At 61.2% G+C, this 14,271-nt stretch carries 18 protein-coding genes and 1 tRNA gene; 7 read left to right on the top strand and 12 right to left on the bottom strand.

Going from position 1 to position 14,271, the window contains the following annotated elements:
• Positions 1-20: 20 nt before the first annotated feature.
• Positions 21-1,556 carry an undecaprenyl-phosphate glucose phosphotransferase gene (locus NKI88_RS00425; protein ID WP_023708658.1) on the top strand — a complete coding sequence of 512 codons (1,536 nt, stop codon included), beginning with the start codon at positions 21-23 and terminating at the stop codon, positions 1,554-1,556.
• Positions 1,553-2,794 carry an O-antigen ligase family protein gene (locus tag NKI88_RS00420; protein ID WP_352653490.1) on the top strand — a complete coding sequence of 414 codons (1,242 nt, stop codon included), beginning with the start codon at positions 1,553-1,555 and terminating at the stop codon, positions 2,792-2,794. Before NKI88_RS00425 ends, NKI88_RS00420 begins: the two co-directional genes overlap by 4 nt.
• A gap of 67 nt (positions 2,795-2,861) precedes the next feature.
• Here NKI88_RS00420 and NKI88_RS00415 read toward each other — a convergent pair whose 3' ends face one another.
• Positions 2,862-3,845 carry a glycosyltransferase family 8 protein gene (locus tag NKI88_RS00415; protein WP_352653489.1) on the bottom strand — a complete coding sequence of 328 codons (984 nt, stop codon included), beginning with the start codon at positions 3,843-3,845 and terminating at the stop codon, positions 2,862-2,864.
• 48 nt (positions 3,846-3,893) lie between these two features.
• Entirely contained in the window at positions 3,894-4,862 is a 969-nt protein-coding gene (locus NKI88_RS00410; protein ID WP_352653488.1) for a glycosyltransferase family 8 protein, read from the bottom strand.
• A gap of 145 nt (positions 4,863-5,007) precedes the next feature.
• Between NKI88_RS00410 and NKI88_RS00405 the strand changes: the two genes are divergently transcribed.
• Positions 5,008-5,084 (top strand) — tRNA-Pro (locus NKI88_RS00405).
• A gap of 69 nt (positions 5,085-5,153) precedes the next feature.
• Here NKI88_RS00405 and NKI88_RS31800 read toward each other — a convergent pair.
• The 3 genes from NKI88_RS31800 to NKI88_RS00390 form a co-directional block, all read right to left on the bottom strand.
• A complete protein-coding gene (locus NKI88_RS31800; protein WP_488377244.1) occupies positions 5,154-5,729 on the bottom strand; it encodes a CatB-related O-acetyltransferase in 576 nt (191 codons plus the stop codon).
• A complete protein-coding gene (locus tag NKI88_RS00395) occupies positions 5,726-6,514 on the bottom strand; it encodes a hypothetical protein (RefSeq protein WP_352653487.1) in 789 nt (262 codons plus the stop codon). The genes NKI88_RS31800 and NKI88_RS00395 overlap by 4 nt, the downstream gene beginning before the upstream one ends.
• Before the next feature lie 94 nt (positions 6,515-6,608).
• Positions 6,609-7,067, bottom strand: a complete 459-nt coding sequence (locus NKI88_RS00390) for a YbaK/EbsC family protein (RefSeq protein ID WP_023705057.1) — start codon at positions 7,065-7,067, stop codon at positions 6,609-6,611.
• Positions 7,068-7,311: 244 nt separating this feature from the next.
• Here NKI88_RS00390 and NKI88_RS00385 point away from each other — a divergent pair, with 244 nt between their 5' ends.
• Positions 7,312-7,764: a cupin domain-containing protein gene (locus NKI88_RS00385; protein WP_352653486.1), complete on the top strand. Its 453-nt coding sequence runs from the start codon at positions 7,312-7,314 to the stop codon at positions 7,762-7,764.
• Positions 7,765-7,841: 77 nt separating this feature from the next.
• Here NKI88_RS00385 and NKI88_RS00380 read toward each other — a convergent pair whose 3' ends face one another.
• The gene (locus NKI88_RS00380; RefSeq protein ID WP_023682373.1) at positions 7,842-8,135 is read right to left on the bottom strand and encodes a helix-turn-helix domain-containing protein; all 294 of its coding nucleotides are present in this window, start codon (positions 8,133-8,135) and stop codon (positions 7,842-7,844) included.
• A 296-nt stretch (positions 8,136-8,431) separates the two neighbouring features.
• Here NKI88_RS00380 and NKI88_RS00375 point away from each other — a divergent pair, with 296 nt between their 5' ends.
• Together NKI88_RS00375 and NKI88_RS00370 are read left to right on the top strand one after the other, a co-directional pair.
• Positions 8,432-9,046 (top strand): hypothetical protein, encoded by a 615-nt coding sequence (locus NKI88_RS00375; protein WP_023753640.1) that lies wholly within the window; start codon positions 8,432-8,434, stop codon positions 9,044-9,046.
• 161 nt (positions 9,047-9,207) lie between these two features.
• Positions 9,208-9,408 (top strand): hypothetical protein, encoded by a 201-nt coding sequence (locus NKI88_RS00370; RefSeq protein WP_032934513.1) that lies wholly within the window; start codon positions 9,208-9,210, stop codon positions 9,406-9,408.
• A 234-nt stretch (positions 9,409-9,642) separates the two neighbouring features.
• On the opposite strand, the gene NKI88_RS00365 is transcribed toward NKI88_RS00370, so the two are convergent.
• Positions 9,643-9,846: a hypothetical protein gene (locus NKI88_RS00365; protein WP_352653485.1), complete on the bottom strand. Its 204-nt coding sequence runs from the start codon at positions 9,844-9,846 to the stop codon at positions 9,643-9,645.
• A 413-nt stretch (positions 9,847-10,259) separates the two neighbouring features.
• On the opposite strand from NKI88_RS00365, the gene NKI88_RS00360 reads away from it, so the two are divergent.
• On the top strand, positions 10,260-10,529 hold the full coding sequence (locus NKI88_RS00360) for a hypothetical protein (RefSeq protein ID WP_352653484.1): 270 nt from the start codon (positions 10,260-10,262) through the stop codon (positions 10,527-10,529).
• Positions 10,530-10,602: 73 nt separating this feature from the next.
• Here the strand turns inward: NKI88_RS00360 and NKI88_RS00355 are convergent, their stop codons facing one another.
• The 5 genes from NKI88_RS00355 to plsX form a co-directional block, all read right to left on the bottom strand.
• A complete protein-coding gene (locus NKI88_RS00355; RefSeq protein WP_023669375.1) occupies positions 10,603-10,905 on the bottom strand; it encodes a hypothetical protein in 303 nt (100 codons plus the stop codon).
• Positions 10,906-10,990: 85 nt separating this feature from the next.
• Complete coding sequence (locus tag NKI88_RS00350; RefSeq protein ID WP_023669374.1) at positions 10,991-11,533, bottom strand: MerR family transcriptional regulator; 543 nt, start codon at positions 11,531-11,533, stop codon at positions 10,991-10,993.
• Between the two features lie 134 nt (positions 11,534-11,667).
• Positions 11,668-11,991, bottom strand: coding sequence for an integration host factor subunit alpha (locus tag NKI88_RS00345; RefSeq protein ID WP_006201891.1), 324 nt, complete (start codon positions 11,989-11,991; stop codon positions 11,668-11,670).
• 104 nt (positions 11,992-12,095) lie between these two features.
• A complete protein-coding gene (locus tag NKI88_RS00340) occupies positions 12,096-13,067 on the bottom strand; it encodes a beta-ketoacyl-ACP synthase III (RefSeq protein WP_023693272.1) in 972 nt (323 codons plus the stop codon).
• 9 nt (positions 13,068-13,076) lie between these two features.
• Positions 13,077-14,147, bottom strand: a complete 1,071-nt coding sequence (gene plsX / locus NKI88_RS00335; protein ID WP_023700539.1) for a phosphate acyltransferase PlsX — start codon at positions 14,145-14,147, stop codon at positions 13,077-13,079.
• Between the last annotated feature and the right edge of the window lie 124 nt (positions 14,148-14,271).

The following is a 14,271-nucleotide window of genomic DNA, read 5'->3' as shown; positions in this document are numbered from 1 at the left end:
GGAACCTTGTGGGAAACCCGATGAACGAGACCGACCCCACGCGCCGCTTTTCGGCCGATGCGGTGCGCAAATTCGGCAGTCCTGCCGAGAGCCCCACGCCCGGCGGCATGAACAGTGTTGCCCGCCAGGTCGCCTCGCAATACCGGCGCGATACGATGTCGCCGGTCATGGTCAGCGGCGTACTGCGCATCGTCGAATTCGGCTTGCTGTTCCTGTCGGGGCTCGCGCTCTACTTCCATTTTGTCGGCTTCTTCAACTATCTCGCCTGGCAATATCCGCTGACCATTGCCGCGGCGTCATTCGTGGCTGTGGTGCTGCTCGACGTCAGCGATTGCTACCAGATCTCCGCCTTGATGCGACCGATCTCCAATCTCGGTCGCGTGCTGATGGTCTGGGCCGGCACCTTCGCGCTGATGGCGCTGACGGCCTTCATCATGAAAATGTCGGAGGATTATTCGCGTCTGCTGTTCGGCACCTGGTTTGTCGTCGGCCTGCTTCTGCTGTTCGGCCTCAGGCTGGTGATGTCGAAGCTGATCCGGCGCTGGGCGCGCAACGGCCGCATGGAACGCCGCGCCGTCATCGTCGGCGGCGGCAAGGCGGCCGAGATGCTGATCCGCTCGGTCGAGAAGCAGCCAGACAACGACATCCGCATCTGCGGCATCTTCGATGACCGCGGCGACAAGCGCTCGCCGCCGATCGTGGCCGGCTATCCCAAGCTCGGCACCATTTCGGAGCTGATGGAATTCGCCCGCATCGCGCGCATCGACATGCTGATCGTGTCGCTGCCGCTGACTGCCGAAACGCGCGTGCTGCAACTGCTGAAGAAGCTCTGGGTGCTGCCGGTCGACATCCGGCTCTCGGCGCATTCGAACGCTTTGCAGTTTCGCCCGCGCGCCTATTCCTACATCGGCTCGGTGCCGATGCTCGACATCTTCGACAGGCCGATCAACGACTGGGATTCGGTCGCCAAGCGCGCCTTCGACATCGTCTTCTCGCTGATCGGCATCATCCTGTTTTCACCGGTGATGCTGGCGACTGCCATCGCCATCAAGCTCGACAGCAAGGGTCCGGTGCTGTTCAAGCAGAAGCGGCACGGCTTCAACAACGAGATCGTCGAAGTCTACAAATTCCGCTCCATGTATACCGATCGCTCGGACCCGACCGCCAAGCAGACGGTGACCAAGAACGATCCGCGCGTCACCCGCGTCGGCCGCTTCATTCGCAAGAGCTCGATCGACGAGCTGCCGCAGTTCTTCAACTCGCTGTTCGGCACTCTGTCGCTGGTCGGTCCGCGCCCGCATGCGATTGCCGCGCAGTCGCACAACCTTCTCTACAACGAGGTGGTCGACGGCTATTTCGCCCGCCACAAGGTCAAGCCCGGCGTCACCGGCTGGGCGCAGATCAATGGCTGGCGCGGCGAGATGGACACCAATGAGAAGATCCGCATGCGCACGGAATACGACCTCTATTACATCGAGAACTGGTCGATGCTGTTCGATCTGCGCATCCTGCTCATGACGCCGCTGCGGCTGCTCAACACGGAAAACGCCTATTGAGCGCGATTTCCCATGATGTGCCGCAGGCTGCGGTCAATGCCAAGCTGATCGCGCTGATATCCTCGGGCGCGGTGTTTTTCGGCGTCTTCCTGTCGGGCTTCGTCATCGACGAACCGGCGCCCTACGATCTTTTCATGCTCGGGCTGATCGGGGTGTGGGGGCTGTTTGGCCTGCGCATATCGCGCGCGGCCGTGCCGCTGCTCGTGCTGCTGATCACGATGAACATCGGCGGCATGATTGCCATGACGCAGATGGCCGATCTCGCCAACACACCGCTCTATCTCGCCGTCTCGCTTTTTCTCGCGTTCACCGCGGTGTTCTTCTCGTCTGTGACGGCGGTGCAGCCCGGCCTCTACCGGCTGATCTTCATCGCCTATGTCGTCTCCGCGGTGGTGACCTCGCTGCTCGGCATTGCCGGCTATTTCCACGCTTTCCCGGGCGCTGAAATCTTCACCAGATACGACCGCGCCCAGGGCGCCTTCCAGGATCCGAACGTGTTCGGACCATTCCTGGTGCTGCCCGGCATCTATCTGCTCTATCTCCTGTTGACCGGCTCGATCGCGCGCATGCCGCTTCTGGCGGTGCCGCTGCTGATCATCACCGCCGGCATTTTCTTCTCCTTCTCGCGCGGCGCCTGGGGCATGTTCGCCGTCTCGGCCATCCTGCTCACCGGCGCCCTGTTCCTGCAAAGCAACAGCGGCAAGTTCCGGCTGCGCGTCATCATCATGAGCATAGCCGCCGTCACCCTGCTGGTGGTCGCCATGATCGTCATCCTGCAGCTGCCCGGCGTCGGCGAGATGTTTTCCAGCCGCGCCCAGTTCGAACAGAGCTACGACACGGCGCGCCTTGGCCGCTTTGCCCGCTACACGATCGGCTTCGAGATGGCGCTCGAACATCCGCTCGGCATCGGCCCGCTGGTGTTCGGCACCATTTTCGGCGAAGACACGCACGACATCTGGCTGAAGACGCTGATGGATTATGGCTGGCTCGGCTTCGTCTCATTTCTGTCGCTGACGCTGTGGACGATCGCGGCCGGCTTCCGCATCCTTTTGCGCGACCGGCCGTGGCAGCCCTATCTGCTCTGCGCCTACGTCGCTTTCATCGGCAATATCGGGCTCGGCACCTTCATCGACATCGACCACTGGCGCCATGTCTACCTGCTGCTCGGCCTGATCTGGGGCGCGATCGCGCTGGAAAACAGGCATCAGCGCGGGTTGCGGGCGGTGGCGGCAAGCTAAACCGATGGGAAAGCCGCCGAGTTCGGATGACTTCGCCTTCAGAACGAATTGCGACCGACGATTTCGTCTATCTCGCGATACCGGTCACCCGCTCGGGATACCGCACTGCCAGCATCGATTTGTCGGCGTGATCGGCAAAGATGGCGCTAACCTTTTCGGCGTCGAACCGCGCCCGTCGCTTGCGCTTCTCGTCGTTGAGCAAAATCCCGCTGATGGCGTCGAACTTGCGGCCGAGGTTTTTCAGTATGCCTCTCTTGATCGGCCAGCTGCTGCTGAAACGGCCGGCCCAGGGCGTGCCTTTCGCCAGATCGCGATAGATGGCCATAGCGTCGACCTCGACACCGACCGGGCGAGGCTCCCAAGGTTTGCCCCAGGCGAAGTGCCGCGCATAGGACCTGCTGAACGGGATCTGGCTGCTGTAGTTGGTCATCACGTTCCAGAACGGGTGCATCGTCTGCCACCTGCCCTCGAAAGCCACGTTCAACGCACCTTGATCCATCCCGTAAACCTGCTCGGAGGCCAACTGCCGGGTACGCTCCAGAAGCCCCTCCTGCCTGACCAGCGGCATGTTGAACACCAGCACGCCGGCATTGAACTTCGGCGCCCCTGGCTGCATCGGCAAATGCTGTCGATACTTTACGTCGAAATAGGTCTGCTCGTCGTGTGCGGCCAGCAGCGGAGCGTTGAGCGGGGTGTTGCAGAGATCTGCTATCGATCGGTTGAAAAGCACATCGGCGTCTGAATAGGCGATGCGGTCGTATGGCTCGAATTGAGGCAATTGATCGGCGAACAGCCTGATGTAGGTCGCAAGCGTGGGATGCGTTCCACGATTGAAGTTCGTCGCCTCCATGAACTTCGTTACGTCGATGATGCCGATCCTCCCCTCGAGCAAACGCTCACCGGCAGACCGGTCGTCACTGGGAATGACGCCGGTGTGCAAAATAAAGCCGTCGACGGCGCCGGACAAATCCAACACACGGCGCGCCGCCAAGCAGGTGTACGGAAAATACCTTTGATCGGCGGCGAAAAAGAAGCATGGCTTTTGCGACACAGTCTAATTCTCCTGCCCTGCGCCTTACGGATCAAAGTCGCGAATATCTCAAGCGAAACCGCCGAGTATTTCAGGAAACTGCACGGCCATCGCACCGGCAAGGGCATGCTCGGCATAAATCCTATGCACCTTGCTTCCATCATACCTTGCCCGCCGCCGATACCGATCCTTGGCAGGCAACATCCCCATGATGCCGTCGAATCTGCGAGCGAATCGCCTCATGACGCCTCGCTCGAAGGGAATGCGCTGCCGGAAGGGCTGGAGCCAAGGCGTATCCCTTGCCAGACCGCGCCAGACGGCAAGCGCCTCAAGTTCCACGTCGACCTGGCTCCCCCACGGCTTGCCGCCGGCGAAATGCCGGGCATAGGCTTGGGCGAACCGAAATTCCTTCGTATCGTTGGACATCAAATTCCAGTTCGGATGCATCGTCTGCCACTTGCCCTCGAAGACGATGTTCAGCGCGTTCTGATCGTTCATCTGCCCGGCAACGGCGACATCTCTGGCGCGGTGCAAAAGTCCCTGTTCACGCACCAGCGGCATGTTGAAGACGATGATACCGGCATTGAAGTAAGGCGCTCCCGGCTGCATCGACAATTTGTGCCGGTAGCCTGGGCGGAAGTACATATAATCGTCATGGGCGGCCAACAATGGGGCATGAAGTGTCTGGCCCACCAGGTCACCTATATCCCGATTGAAGAGGACATCACAATCAACATGGGCGATGCGGTCATAGTCCGCGAACTGAGGCAGTTGGTCGGCGAAAAGCCGAACAAAAGTGCCGACATTGCTTGGCCGGAAAGTATGACCGGCCTGCGCAAACAACGCCGATACGTCCATTATGCGAAGGCAATTCTTCAGCAGGCGTTCAGCAACACGCATATCGGCATCGCGTGCGCCGAAATGCAGGATGAAGCCTGGCGTTGCGTCTCCCGAAACGTCCAGAATTCTGCGCGCCGCCAAGCATGCATATGGGAAATAGTTGGCGTCGGCCGCTAGAAAAAAACAGGAATTTGCCACGCGCAATCCTTCTTATCGGTATTGGGCGAGCCATACCGTCTTGGCGTTGCGCCGACAAGGCCGGATGCCTCGCGATTTTTCCGGTCCAACGCGCCGTTTTAGCGCTTGCACCATAACCCTTGAAAATATATGGCTTTGCGCGGTCCGGAGTGTAGCGCAGCCCGGTAGCGCACTTGACTGGGGGTCAAGGGGTCGTCGGTTCGAATCCGGCCACTCCGACCAAACAAATAGTTGGCCGCTTCCCCCAAGGTGGCTACCGTCTTTTCGACTTCCCGCAAACAAGATGCATTCTTAAGCCGTCATGCTGGCGTGCCGCTCGATAAAGAGTTCGATGGGACCTGTGAGAAAAGCAGCCTCCTGCTTGATCTTCTCGTCGCTCCATTCCCACCACCGGATCGCCAGCAATTTCGCAATAACATCCTGTGAAAAGCGATACCGGATAAGCTTGGCCGGGACCCCGCCGACGATCGCGTATGGCGGCACATCCCTGGTGACAATGGCGCCGGCCGCAACAATAGCGCCATCCGCGATGTGGACGCCTGGCATGATCAGCGCTTGGCGGCCGATCCAGACATCATTGGCGATGGTAATGCCGACGGGTTTGCCGCCGTGCGAATTGAGATCGGTCGCGTTCATCATGCGGCTGTGGATCGGAAAAGTGGTTGCAGCCCAAGGCACGTGGCTTCCCCCGGAACATTCAAAGCTCACGTTGCCGGCGACCGAACAGAACGCCCCAAGGGCCAACGGAGTGGCGGCAGACGCTCCAAGCACCTTCTTCCGGCTCACCCCATAGGTGTGACGTCCAACGGTCACGCTTGGGGGCAGCTTGGATCGAAACAGATTCCTCATGCGCAGCCAGCCCGTCACAGTGACCTCTTAAGCTTCTGGAGCAAGAGATCCGCGGGAGTCCGCCATAGACGATATCGACTGGCCTTTGCAACCTGCTGGCCGACTGGCGCCATGCCGTACGCGTTAAAGAACGCATGAACACGCGGCTCAGCGAACTGCTTTTTGCCTCGGGTATTGTAGTGTCGGATCGGCAGGCTATGAGGGCTTATGGTTCGGCCGTTTTGAGAAAGGGCTACCCCGAGGCAGAACTGCTCGGGCGCCCAAGTGTCGGTCACCTTATGAACGGCCTTGATAGCGGCGAAGGCGTCCACCATGGCTGTGAGGTTGTCCCGGTGGATCCCGACGATGCCGCTGTTCCACATCGGTTCCTGGCCGGTCAGGACCTGGCCGCCGACGCTGATGTTCTTGCCCGGCAGCGCGTTCTGATAGATGCGATGCGGCCCTTCGCACAGGCGCATAGTGGAATGGGTCGCAGAGATCGAGCGGAAGCCCTTCGACGGGTCACCCACCGGGTACATGTCGGTGTCCATGAAAAGGAGCCGATCTGCTCGCTGCAAAAGCTCACGCATAGCCCCGGCCTTGATACCGAAATGGTAGCTTCCGCCGAAAGACCACTGGTCTTTCTGTTCGGCCGTTATGAGCATTGTCTCAACAGGATAAGCGCGAAATAGGTCAGTCCTGTCCGTTGCGACGACTATTCTGGCGGTCGGGCAATGGTGCAAAAGCTTGAGGGCGCTGAGTAGCGCGCCGCGATGGTAAAGCTCGTTCTCACCATAGGCGATGTAACCAAAAACGTCGTTCATTCCGCCACGTATAATGGGTCGTTCAATCTTCTACTAGCTGCGCTCGCAGTCGTTTTGCTCCCAGAAATCTCCTGCTGAAATCAGCCGACGATTACTACTGGCACACATCGACCCATTCGGCATCGACAATCTGTGCCATGCGCTCAGGGCTCAGCCGCACCGCGGCGTTGGTGGCGCCGGCCGCGGGCACGACTTCATCGAAGGCGCGCAGCGAGACGTCGCAATAGACCGGCAGCGGCGCCGGCAGGCCGAATGGGCAGACGCCGCCGACGGGATGGCTGGTAATCGCGACAACCTCGTCGGCGTCAAGCATGCGCGGCTTGCCGCCGAAGCGGTCCTTGAATTTGCGGTTGTCGAGCCTCGACATGCCGCCGGCCACGATCAGCATGGTCTCACCGCCGACGCGCAGGCAGATGGTCTTGGCGATCTGCGCCGGCTCCACGCCATGCGCCTCAGCCGCCAGCGCCACCGTCGCGGAACTCGCTTCGGTGACGAGCACTTCGACATCGGGCGCATGGGCAGCCAGGAAGGCGCGCACGGTCTCAAGGCTCATCTCGGCATCGTCCCATTCGAAAACGGTTAGCGTTCACACTGGATAGCTTCACGCTCGGTCGGCTGCAACCTCCCCGCCCCTCGACGGCTGCAGCGATACTAGGCCAGGCGGGTCGCGCCGCATGTCGGCAACACAAGGCGCATCCCCCGTGCGGGAGATGTGTTCGGGCTGCTGCATTGGTAGGTCGCAATGGATCAGGGCCGGCGCTGATGCTGTGCTCCCACGACCAACCGGAGAGATCATCATGCTCAAGCTCGCCTCGGCTCTGGCGCTGCTGCTTATCGGGACGGCGCCGCTGCTTGCCGACGACATGCCGATGAACGCGGACGCCATCAAATGGGGCCCTGCTCCTGCTGTGCTGCCCGCCGGCGCGGACATGGCTGTCATCGCCGGGGACCCCTCGAAGGATGGCATCTACGTGCTGCGGTTGAAGCTGCCGGCCGGCTACAGGATTGCCGCGCACAACCATCCCACCTCGGAATATGTGACGGTGATTTCCGGCAATTTTCATATCGGCATGGGCGACAAGCTCGACGAGACCAAGGGCATCGAACTGACCGCCGGCGGCTTCGGCGTAGCCCCACAGGGAATGAACCATTACGCCTGGACGACAAGCGCTACGATCGTCCAGGTTCATGGCGAGGGGCCGTTCGCGATCACCTACGTCAACCCGGCGGACGATCCGAGCAAGAAGTGACATTCGCCGTTGGGCGAATGCAACAAGCCCGCCAGGGCAAACCATGGCGGGCTTGTTGAACGACGCTTGGCCGTTGTTTATGAAACGGACCGGTTTTCCACAGGCGCCGTGGGCGCCGGGGCATCGATCAGGGCCGTTTCCGGCAATTGCAATGCTGCGGCGATCCGGCGAAGTTTCGTCGGATCGGTGTCCTTGCCGCTCTCTATGTCGGCAATCTCGCTGGTCGACAGACCGCAGGTCAGGGAAAGCTCTTCAATACTGTATCCCTTTGTCTCCCGGATGGCTTTGAGGCCGGGGTGCTCGAGCGCAACGTCGGCCGCAACATCGGCCGCCAGCCTGGAGAAGGGTTCGTGTTTTGCAGTTTGGGGCATTGGCAACTCCATGGGGCTAAAGAGTTTTGGATCAAATGATAGGGTGTTGCCTGAGAGCCGGGACAATGCCCGCTTGACGGCGATTTGCCAAGGCCCAAACCGACCGTCACAGCATCGTGAACCAGCGTCAAAACCGCAGGCGCCAGGGCACATATAGGATCTCCGCCCCGATCTCCCAATCAAGTTCTTTTGAAGGGCCGCACGCCGAAGTGTTCAGCGGTTTTGCGCCGCTCGCGCGTTAACCTGATGTTGCTGGCAGCCGCATCGGGCCAGCTTTTCCCAAGAGGATCAGATCCATGACATTCAAGACATCAGCCATCGTGCTCGCCACGATTTCAGGCCTCGCTGGCGCGAGCATGGTCGCGGCGCAAGCCGCCGAGGCCGTGCGCATTCGCGGCACGGTGACCGCCTTTGCCGGAGCGACGCTGACGGTGAAGACCCGCGAAGGCGCTACCGACGCCATCGCGCTGGCTGAAGGGTGGAAGATTTCCGGCGTCGCCAAGGCGGATGCCGGGGATATCAAGCAAGGCGATTTCCTCGGCATTGCCTCTGTTTCGAAGGCCGATGGCGGCAGCGGCGCGCTTGAGGTGGTGATCTTCCCGGCCGCGCTGAAGGGCGCCGGCGAAGGCGACCGCCCGTGGGATCTCGAGCCCAACAGCCGGATGACCAACGGCACGGTCGCCGATGTCACCGAGATTGCAGATCGCACGGTGATGCTGACCTACGACAATGGCCAGAAAAAGCAGATCGCGATCCCGCAGACGACGCCGGTGGTGACCTTCGCGCCGGCGACGCCCGCCGACCTCAAGCCTGGCGCTGTGGTGTTCGTCAACGCCGAGCGCGGCAGCGACGGCAAGCTGACCGCGGGCCGGGTCGTTGTCGGCACCAACGGCGTCATTCCGCCGATGTAAGTTGCCGACGAAGCCGCCAGACACAATCCAGAAACAAAATTCTACAGTCCGGAAAAACTGTCGAAAAGTTCGGAGGCGATAGTCATGACTGCGGGGTTCACCGGCACCGATCTTGCTCGGTGACGGCCAAATTCAGCCCGCGCAGAAAAGGAAACTAAGTCATGAAGAAGTCCCTCCTGTCGGCTCTCGGGCTGGCTTTTGCCCTGGCTGTCTCTCTGCCGCTCATCGGCGCCAGCAGCGCCGACGCAGCACCGCTGCACAAGAAGCATCACCACCATCATCATCATCACAACAAGCATCACCGCCATCACCATCACCACCACCACCACCACCACAACAAGGTGGAGGCCAAGAAGGCCTGACACGGCCGACTTGCCCAACGGGAAGGCTGGCCCTGGAGTCCTCGCCAAGGCCGCCTTCCCGTTGGTTTTTGCCAGGCGACACGTGGAAAAGCTGAAGGCAGGATTCGATGGCGCCGATGCTCCAGAACGCGAGCAACCACAGCGCACCCCAACGAACGTATCAGGCGCAAGGCCGACAACACAGCGGTTGCCAGTTGCAGGACACCACGGGTCTCTCAATGCTGTCGGAACCCGCTAGGACGGCGCCGCGAACGCGAGCACTATTGCGATCAAAATCAAAAGCGGTCCCATCCATTTGAAATGCTTCGCGACCTGCAGCCACCATTGCTGCTGACCTTTCTGGGCCTGAAAAGGACTTTGGAGCAGCCCAAAACCAACGCCTGTCATCCACAGCCCAGCGCAGAACATGATGAACTCGTCGATGTAATTTGCGACCACGCCCGTCTCCTCCGCCGGTACCTTTGGACTGGCGTTATAGTCGCAGCCGGGAGTGGCAGAAAGCGCGGTGCCAAGTGGCGGCAATGACTGCTGCCGCCACCTGACAAGAGCCGGGCGCGGACTCGGTCTTGGCCGGCCATTTGGGCACGCCACGGTGTGACCTTCGCATGGGATGCCGCGCCGCTACGTCAGCGGCCTTCACGCGAAAATGCATGATCGATGCCGGCCCCGCCAGGCGCCGTCCGTTGGCGAAGGCTAAAAATCGACGTCGCGAAACAACGCGAAGAAAATTCGAACCACGCATGAACCTTTGCTTTGGAGGCCGCACTAACCGGCATGGACGCCGAGAAGGCGATCCCAACACAGAAGGACGCCATGGTGGCGATCCTCGATCCAGAGAAGGAAATGCTCAAATGACCAACTTCAAGCGCATCACGCTCGCCGCGGCCCTCATCGTCTCGGCCTTCGGTTCGGCTTCCGTTCCGACCTCGGCTTTCGCCAACGGCACGCATCCCACGGGCGCCGGCGGCGCGGTTTGCAAGGGCTCCGGTCATTGCCTGGTGCTCTCGATCGAGTGCAAAGGCACCTATACCGACGCCACGGACAAGAATGGCACTGTCTATGGCAAGTGCAGCCAGACCGCGCAGGTTTCGCCGCAGGCCAAGATCAAGCTCGCCAAGTAATCGGCCGCAGATCAGGGAAATGGCGGTCGTCCGCGGGACGGCCGCCATTTTCTTTTTGTTTTCGTGAATTGTTTTAGCGCCGGCTGAGCAACAAGCTGGCGAGAAGGCCTACCACGACCAACCCAACAGCAGCGGCTGTTGCCGGACGATCGCGCGCCGTCTTTTCGATCGCCCTGCCCTGCTTCCTGATCGCCGGCAGCGCATCGCTGACAAGGTCGGCAAGCTGCCCATAATAGTCCGAAGCGGCATCGCGCCCGTCCTCGTAGTAAGCACCGCCGCGTTTGGCCACGACTTTGCGCAACGCGGCGAGCTCTTTGGAAAGGGTCGCGACCTGCTTTTCGAGATCGAGATCGGAGAGGGTCGAAAGCGATACCATGATTGTTTTTCCTTCTTTTGAGAGAAGGCCAAACGCATGGCCGCAGAACCGGTTCCGGTCTGCTTGCCCGAGGGCAGCGGAAAGGTTAGCGCACCTGGTCGAGCAGGCGCTTGCACTCCAGGAGGTCAAACAGCGCCTCCTGCAGCAAGGCCCGGTTGTCGCGCGACAGTTTCGATGCGCCGGGCTGGACCGGACCTTCCTCCTCGGTCTTGCCCAGGCCGAAAAAGCGGCGGCTGGGTTTTACCTTGGGCTGACCGACCAGCATCTCGTCATCCATGCCGCGCGGCTGGGCGGCTGGCGTCAGCGGCACCTGATCGGCCTGCCTGCGCTGCGAGATCGCTTCGACGGCAGCCATGTCGCCATTGCCGATGGCGACCAGGAAATGGTTGCCGTTCTCGCGCAGCAGTTTCTGCACGCCCTTGATCGTGTAACCCTGGTCGTAGAGCATGTGGCGGATGCCCTTGATCAGTTCGACATCCTGTGGCCGGTAGTAGCGGCGGCCGCCGCCGCGCTTCATCGGCTTGATCTGGTTGAAACGGGTTTCCCAGAAGCGCAGCACGTGCTGCGGCAGATCGAGATCCTCCGCGACCTCGCTGATGGTGCGGAAAGCGTCGGGGCTCTTGTCCATGGGCGAAATCCTCACGCTGGACGGCGATCCGGCCCAGTCTGCCGAATCGGGTATCATTTCAGCGGTTTATGAAACAATATTCAAGCCCGGCGTCAAAACGGCCCGGCGTTTTCAACCGAAGCCTGCGGCAGAACCTATTTGCCGCCCTTGGCCTTGCTGTTCTGGTGCGAGCGCAGGATACGGCTTTTCAGCACGTTCGACGACTTGAAGGTCATCACCCGGCGCGGCAGGATCGGCACTTCCTCGCCGGTCTTGGGATTGCGGCCGATGCGTTCGTTCTTGGAACGGACGTGGAAGGTGGCGAAGGACGACAGCTTCACCGTCTCGCCGCGTACGATGGCTTCACAGATTTCGTCCAGCACCGCTTCGACGAGTTCTGCCGATTCAGTGCGTGACAAGCCGACCTTACGGTAAACAGCTTCGGCAAGGTCGGCGCGCGTAAGTGTCTTTCCCCCCATGCGACCGTCCCATCAGTTCAAAAAACATAAATCGATACAGGTAAAGGCAGAGCCTAAGTAATTGATCCGGCAAGGTCAAGGACCGAAACCGGACCGTTCGGCACTTACCAGCGAACGAGAACCGCGCCCCAGGTGAAGCCTCCGCCCATCGCTTCCAGGAGCACGAGATCACCCTTCTTGATGCGACCGTCGGCGAGGGCCACCGAAAGCGCCAGCGGCACGGAAGCAGCCGAGGTGTTACCGTGCAAATCGACGGTGACCACCACCTTTTGCTCAGCAATCCCGAGCTTCTTGGCCGAAGCGTCAATAATGCGTTTATTGGCCTGATGCGGCACGAACCAGTCGAGGTCGTCGGCGGTTATGCCGGCCTGCGAAAACGTCGCCTCGATGACATCGGTGATCATGCCGACGGCGTGCTTGAACACTTCGCGGCCTTCCATCCTGAGATGGCCGACCGTGCCGGTGGTCGAGGGACCGCCATCGACGAAAAGCTTGTCCTTGTGGGCGCCGTCGGAGCGCAGGCTCATCGCCAGCACGCCACGGTCGGCAATGCCGCCGGTGCCCTCATCCGCTTCCAGCACCAGCGCGCCGGCGCCGTCGCCGAACAAGACGCAGGTCGAGCGGTCGCTCCAGTCGAGGATGCGCGAAAAGGTCTCCGCGCCGATCACCAGCACGCGCTTGGCGAGGCCGCCTCTGATGTAGAGGTCGGCGGTGGTCACCGCATAGACGAAGCCCGAGCACACCGCCTGCAGGTCGAAGGCAAAGCCGTGATGCATGCCGAGCCGGTTCTGGATCTCGACGGCGGTCGCCGGAAAGGTGTTGTTGGGCGTCGAGGTCGCCAGCACGATCAGGTCGATGTCGGCAGGCGAAAGACCAGCATTGTCGAGCGCTGCGCGCGCCGCCGCCTCGCCCAGGGATGCCGTCGTCTCGTCATCGGCGGCGATATGGCGCTGGCGGATGCCGGTTCGCTGGGCGATCCACTCGTCCGAGGTCTCGACCATGCCTTCGAAATCGGCATTCTTCATGATGCGGCGGGGCAGCGCAGCACCGGTGCCGCGCACGACTGATCTGATCAAAGCTCTTTCCTATTCCTTTTCGTCGACGGTGGCGTCGGATTTCCTGCTTGCCTGGGCATGCGGGTTGCGCGCATGGAACAGGTCGAGATCGGCCTCGATGCGGTCGATCAGATTGTTGCGCACCATGTCGTAGCCAAGCTCGATGGCCGCCGCGAAACCGTCCGAATCGGCGCCGCCATGGCTCTTTACCACGATGCCGTTCAGACCCAGGAAAACACCGCCATTGGAGCGGCCTGGATCGAGCTTTTCGCGCAGGCGGTCAAAAGCGCCCTTGGCGAAGACATAGCCGATCCTGGCCATCAGCGTGCGGTTCATCGCGGCGCGCAGATAGCCTGAGATCTGGCGCACAGTGCCTTCTGCCGTCTTGAGCGCGATGTTGCCGGCAAAGCCCTCGGTGACGACCACGTCGACCGTGCCCTTGCCGATGTCGTCACCCTCGACGAAGCCATGATAATTCATCGAGGCCATGTTGGCCTCGCGCAGCATGCGCCCGGCTTCCTTGACCTCTTCCTGTCCCTTGATCTCCTCGACGCCGACATTGAGCAGGCCGACTTTCGGCCGGTCGATGCCGAACACCGAGCGCGCCATGCCGGTGCCGAGAATGGCAAAGTCGATCAGCTGGTGCGCATCGGCGCCGATGGTGGCGCCGACATCCAGCACCACGCTCTCGCCGCGCATCGTCGGCCAGATCGCCGCGATCGCCGGACGGTCGATGGTCGCCATCGTGCGCAGGCAGAATTTCGACATCGCCATCAGCGCGCCGGTATTGCCGGCCGAAATGCAGGCCTGCGCGCTGCCACTCTTGACTGCTTCGACAGCCTTCCACATCGACGACTTCCAGCGGCCGTGGCGCAGCGCCTGGCTCGGCTTGTCATCCATCCTGACCGCGACTTCGCAATGGTGGAACTCGCTGACCTCGGCCAGTTTGGGGAATTTGGCGAGTTCGGGGCGCACCAATTCCTCGCGCCCATAGATGACGAAGCGGATGTCGGGACGCCTGACGGCGACCGTCATGAGTGCCGGGATGACCACGTTTGGCCCGTGATCGCCACCCATGGCATCGATGGAAATCCTGATCACGCGGTCTTTATCTCACTAGCTTGGGCCAGGGCACATGGCCCGCGAAAGAAATACGAAACTCGCGAAATTCGCGGGCTCGCGAAGGTTCGGCGAAAATAGCGGTTTTGGGCTGCCGCACAACCGG

The organism is Mesorhizobium sp. M0317, from assembly GCF_040321555.1.
In the GTDB taxonomy this organism is placed as follows: domain Bacteria; phylum Pseudomonadota; class Alphaproteobacteria; order Rhizobiales; family Rhizobiaceae; genus Mesorhizobium.
Note: the sequence above shows the minus strand (reverse complement) of the source record. Positions and strands in the feature narration are given on the sequence as shown.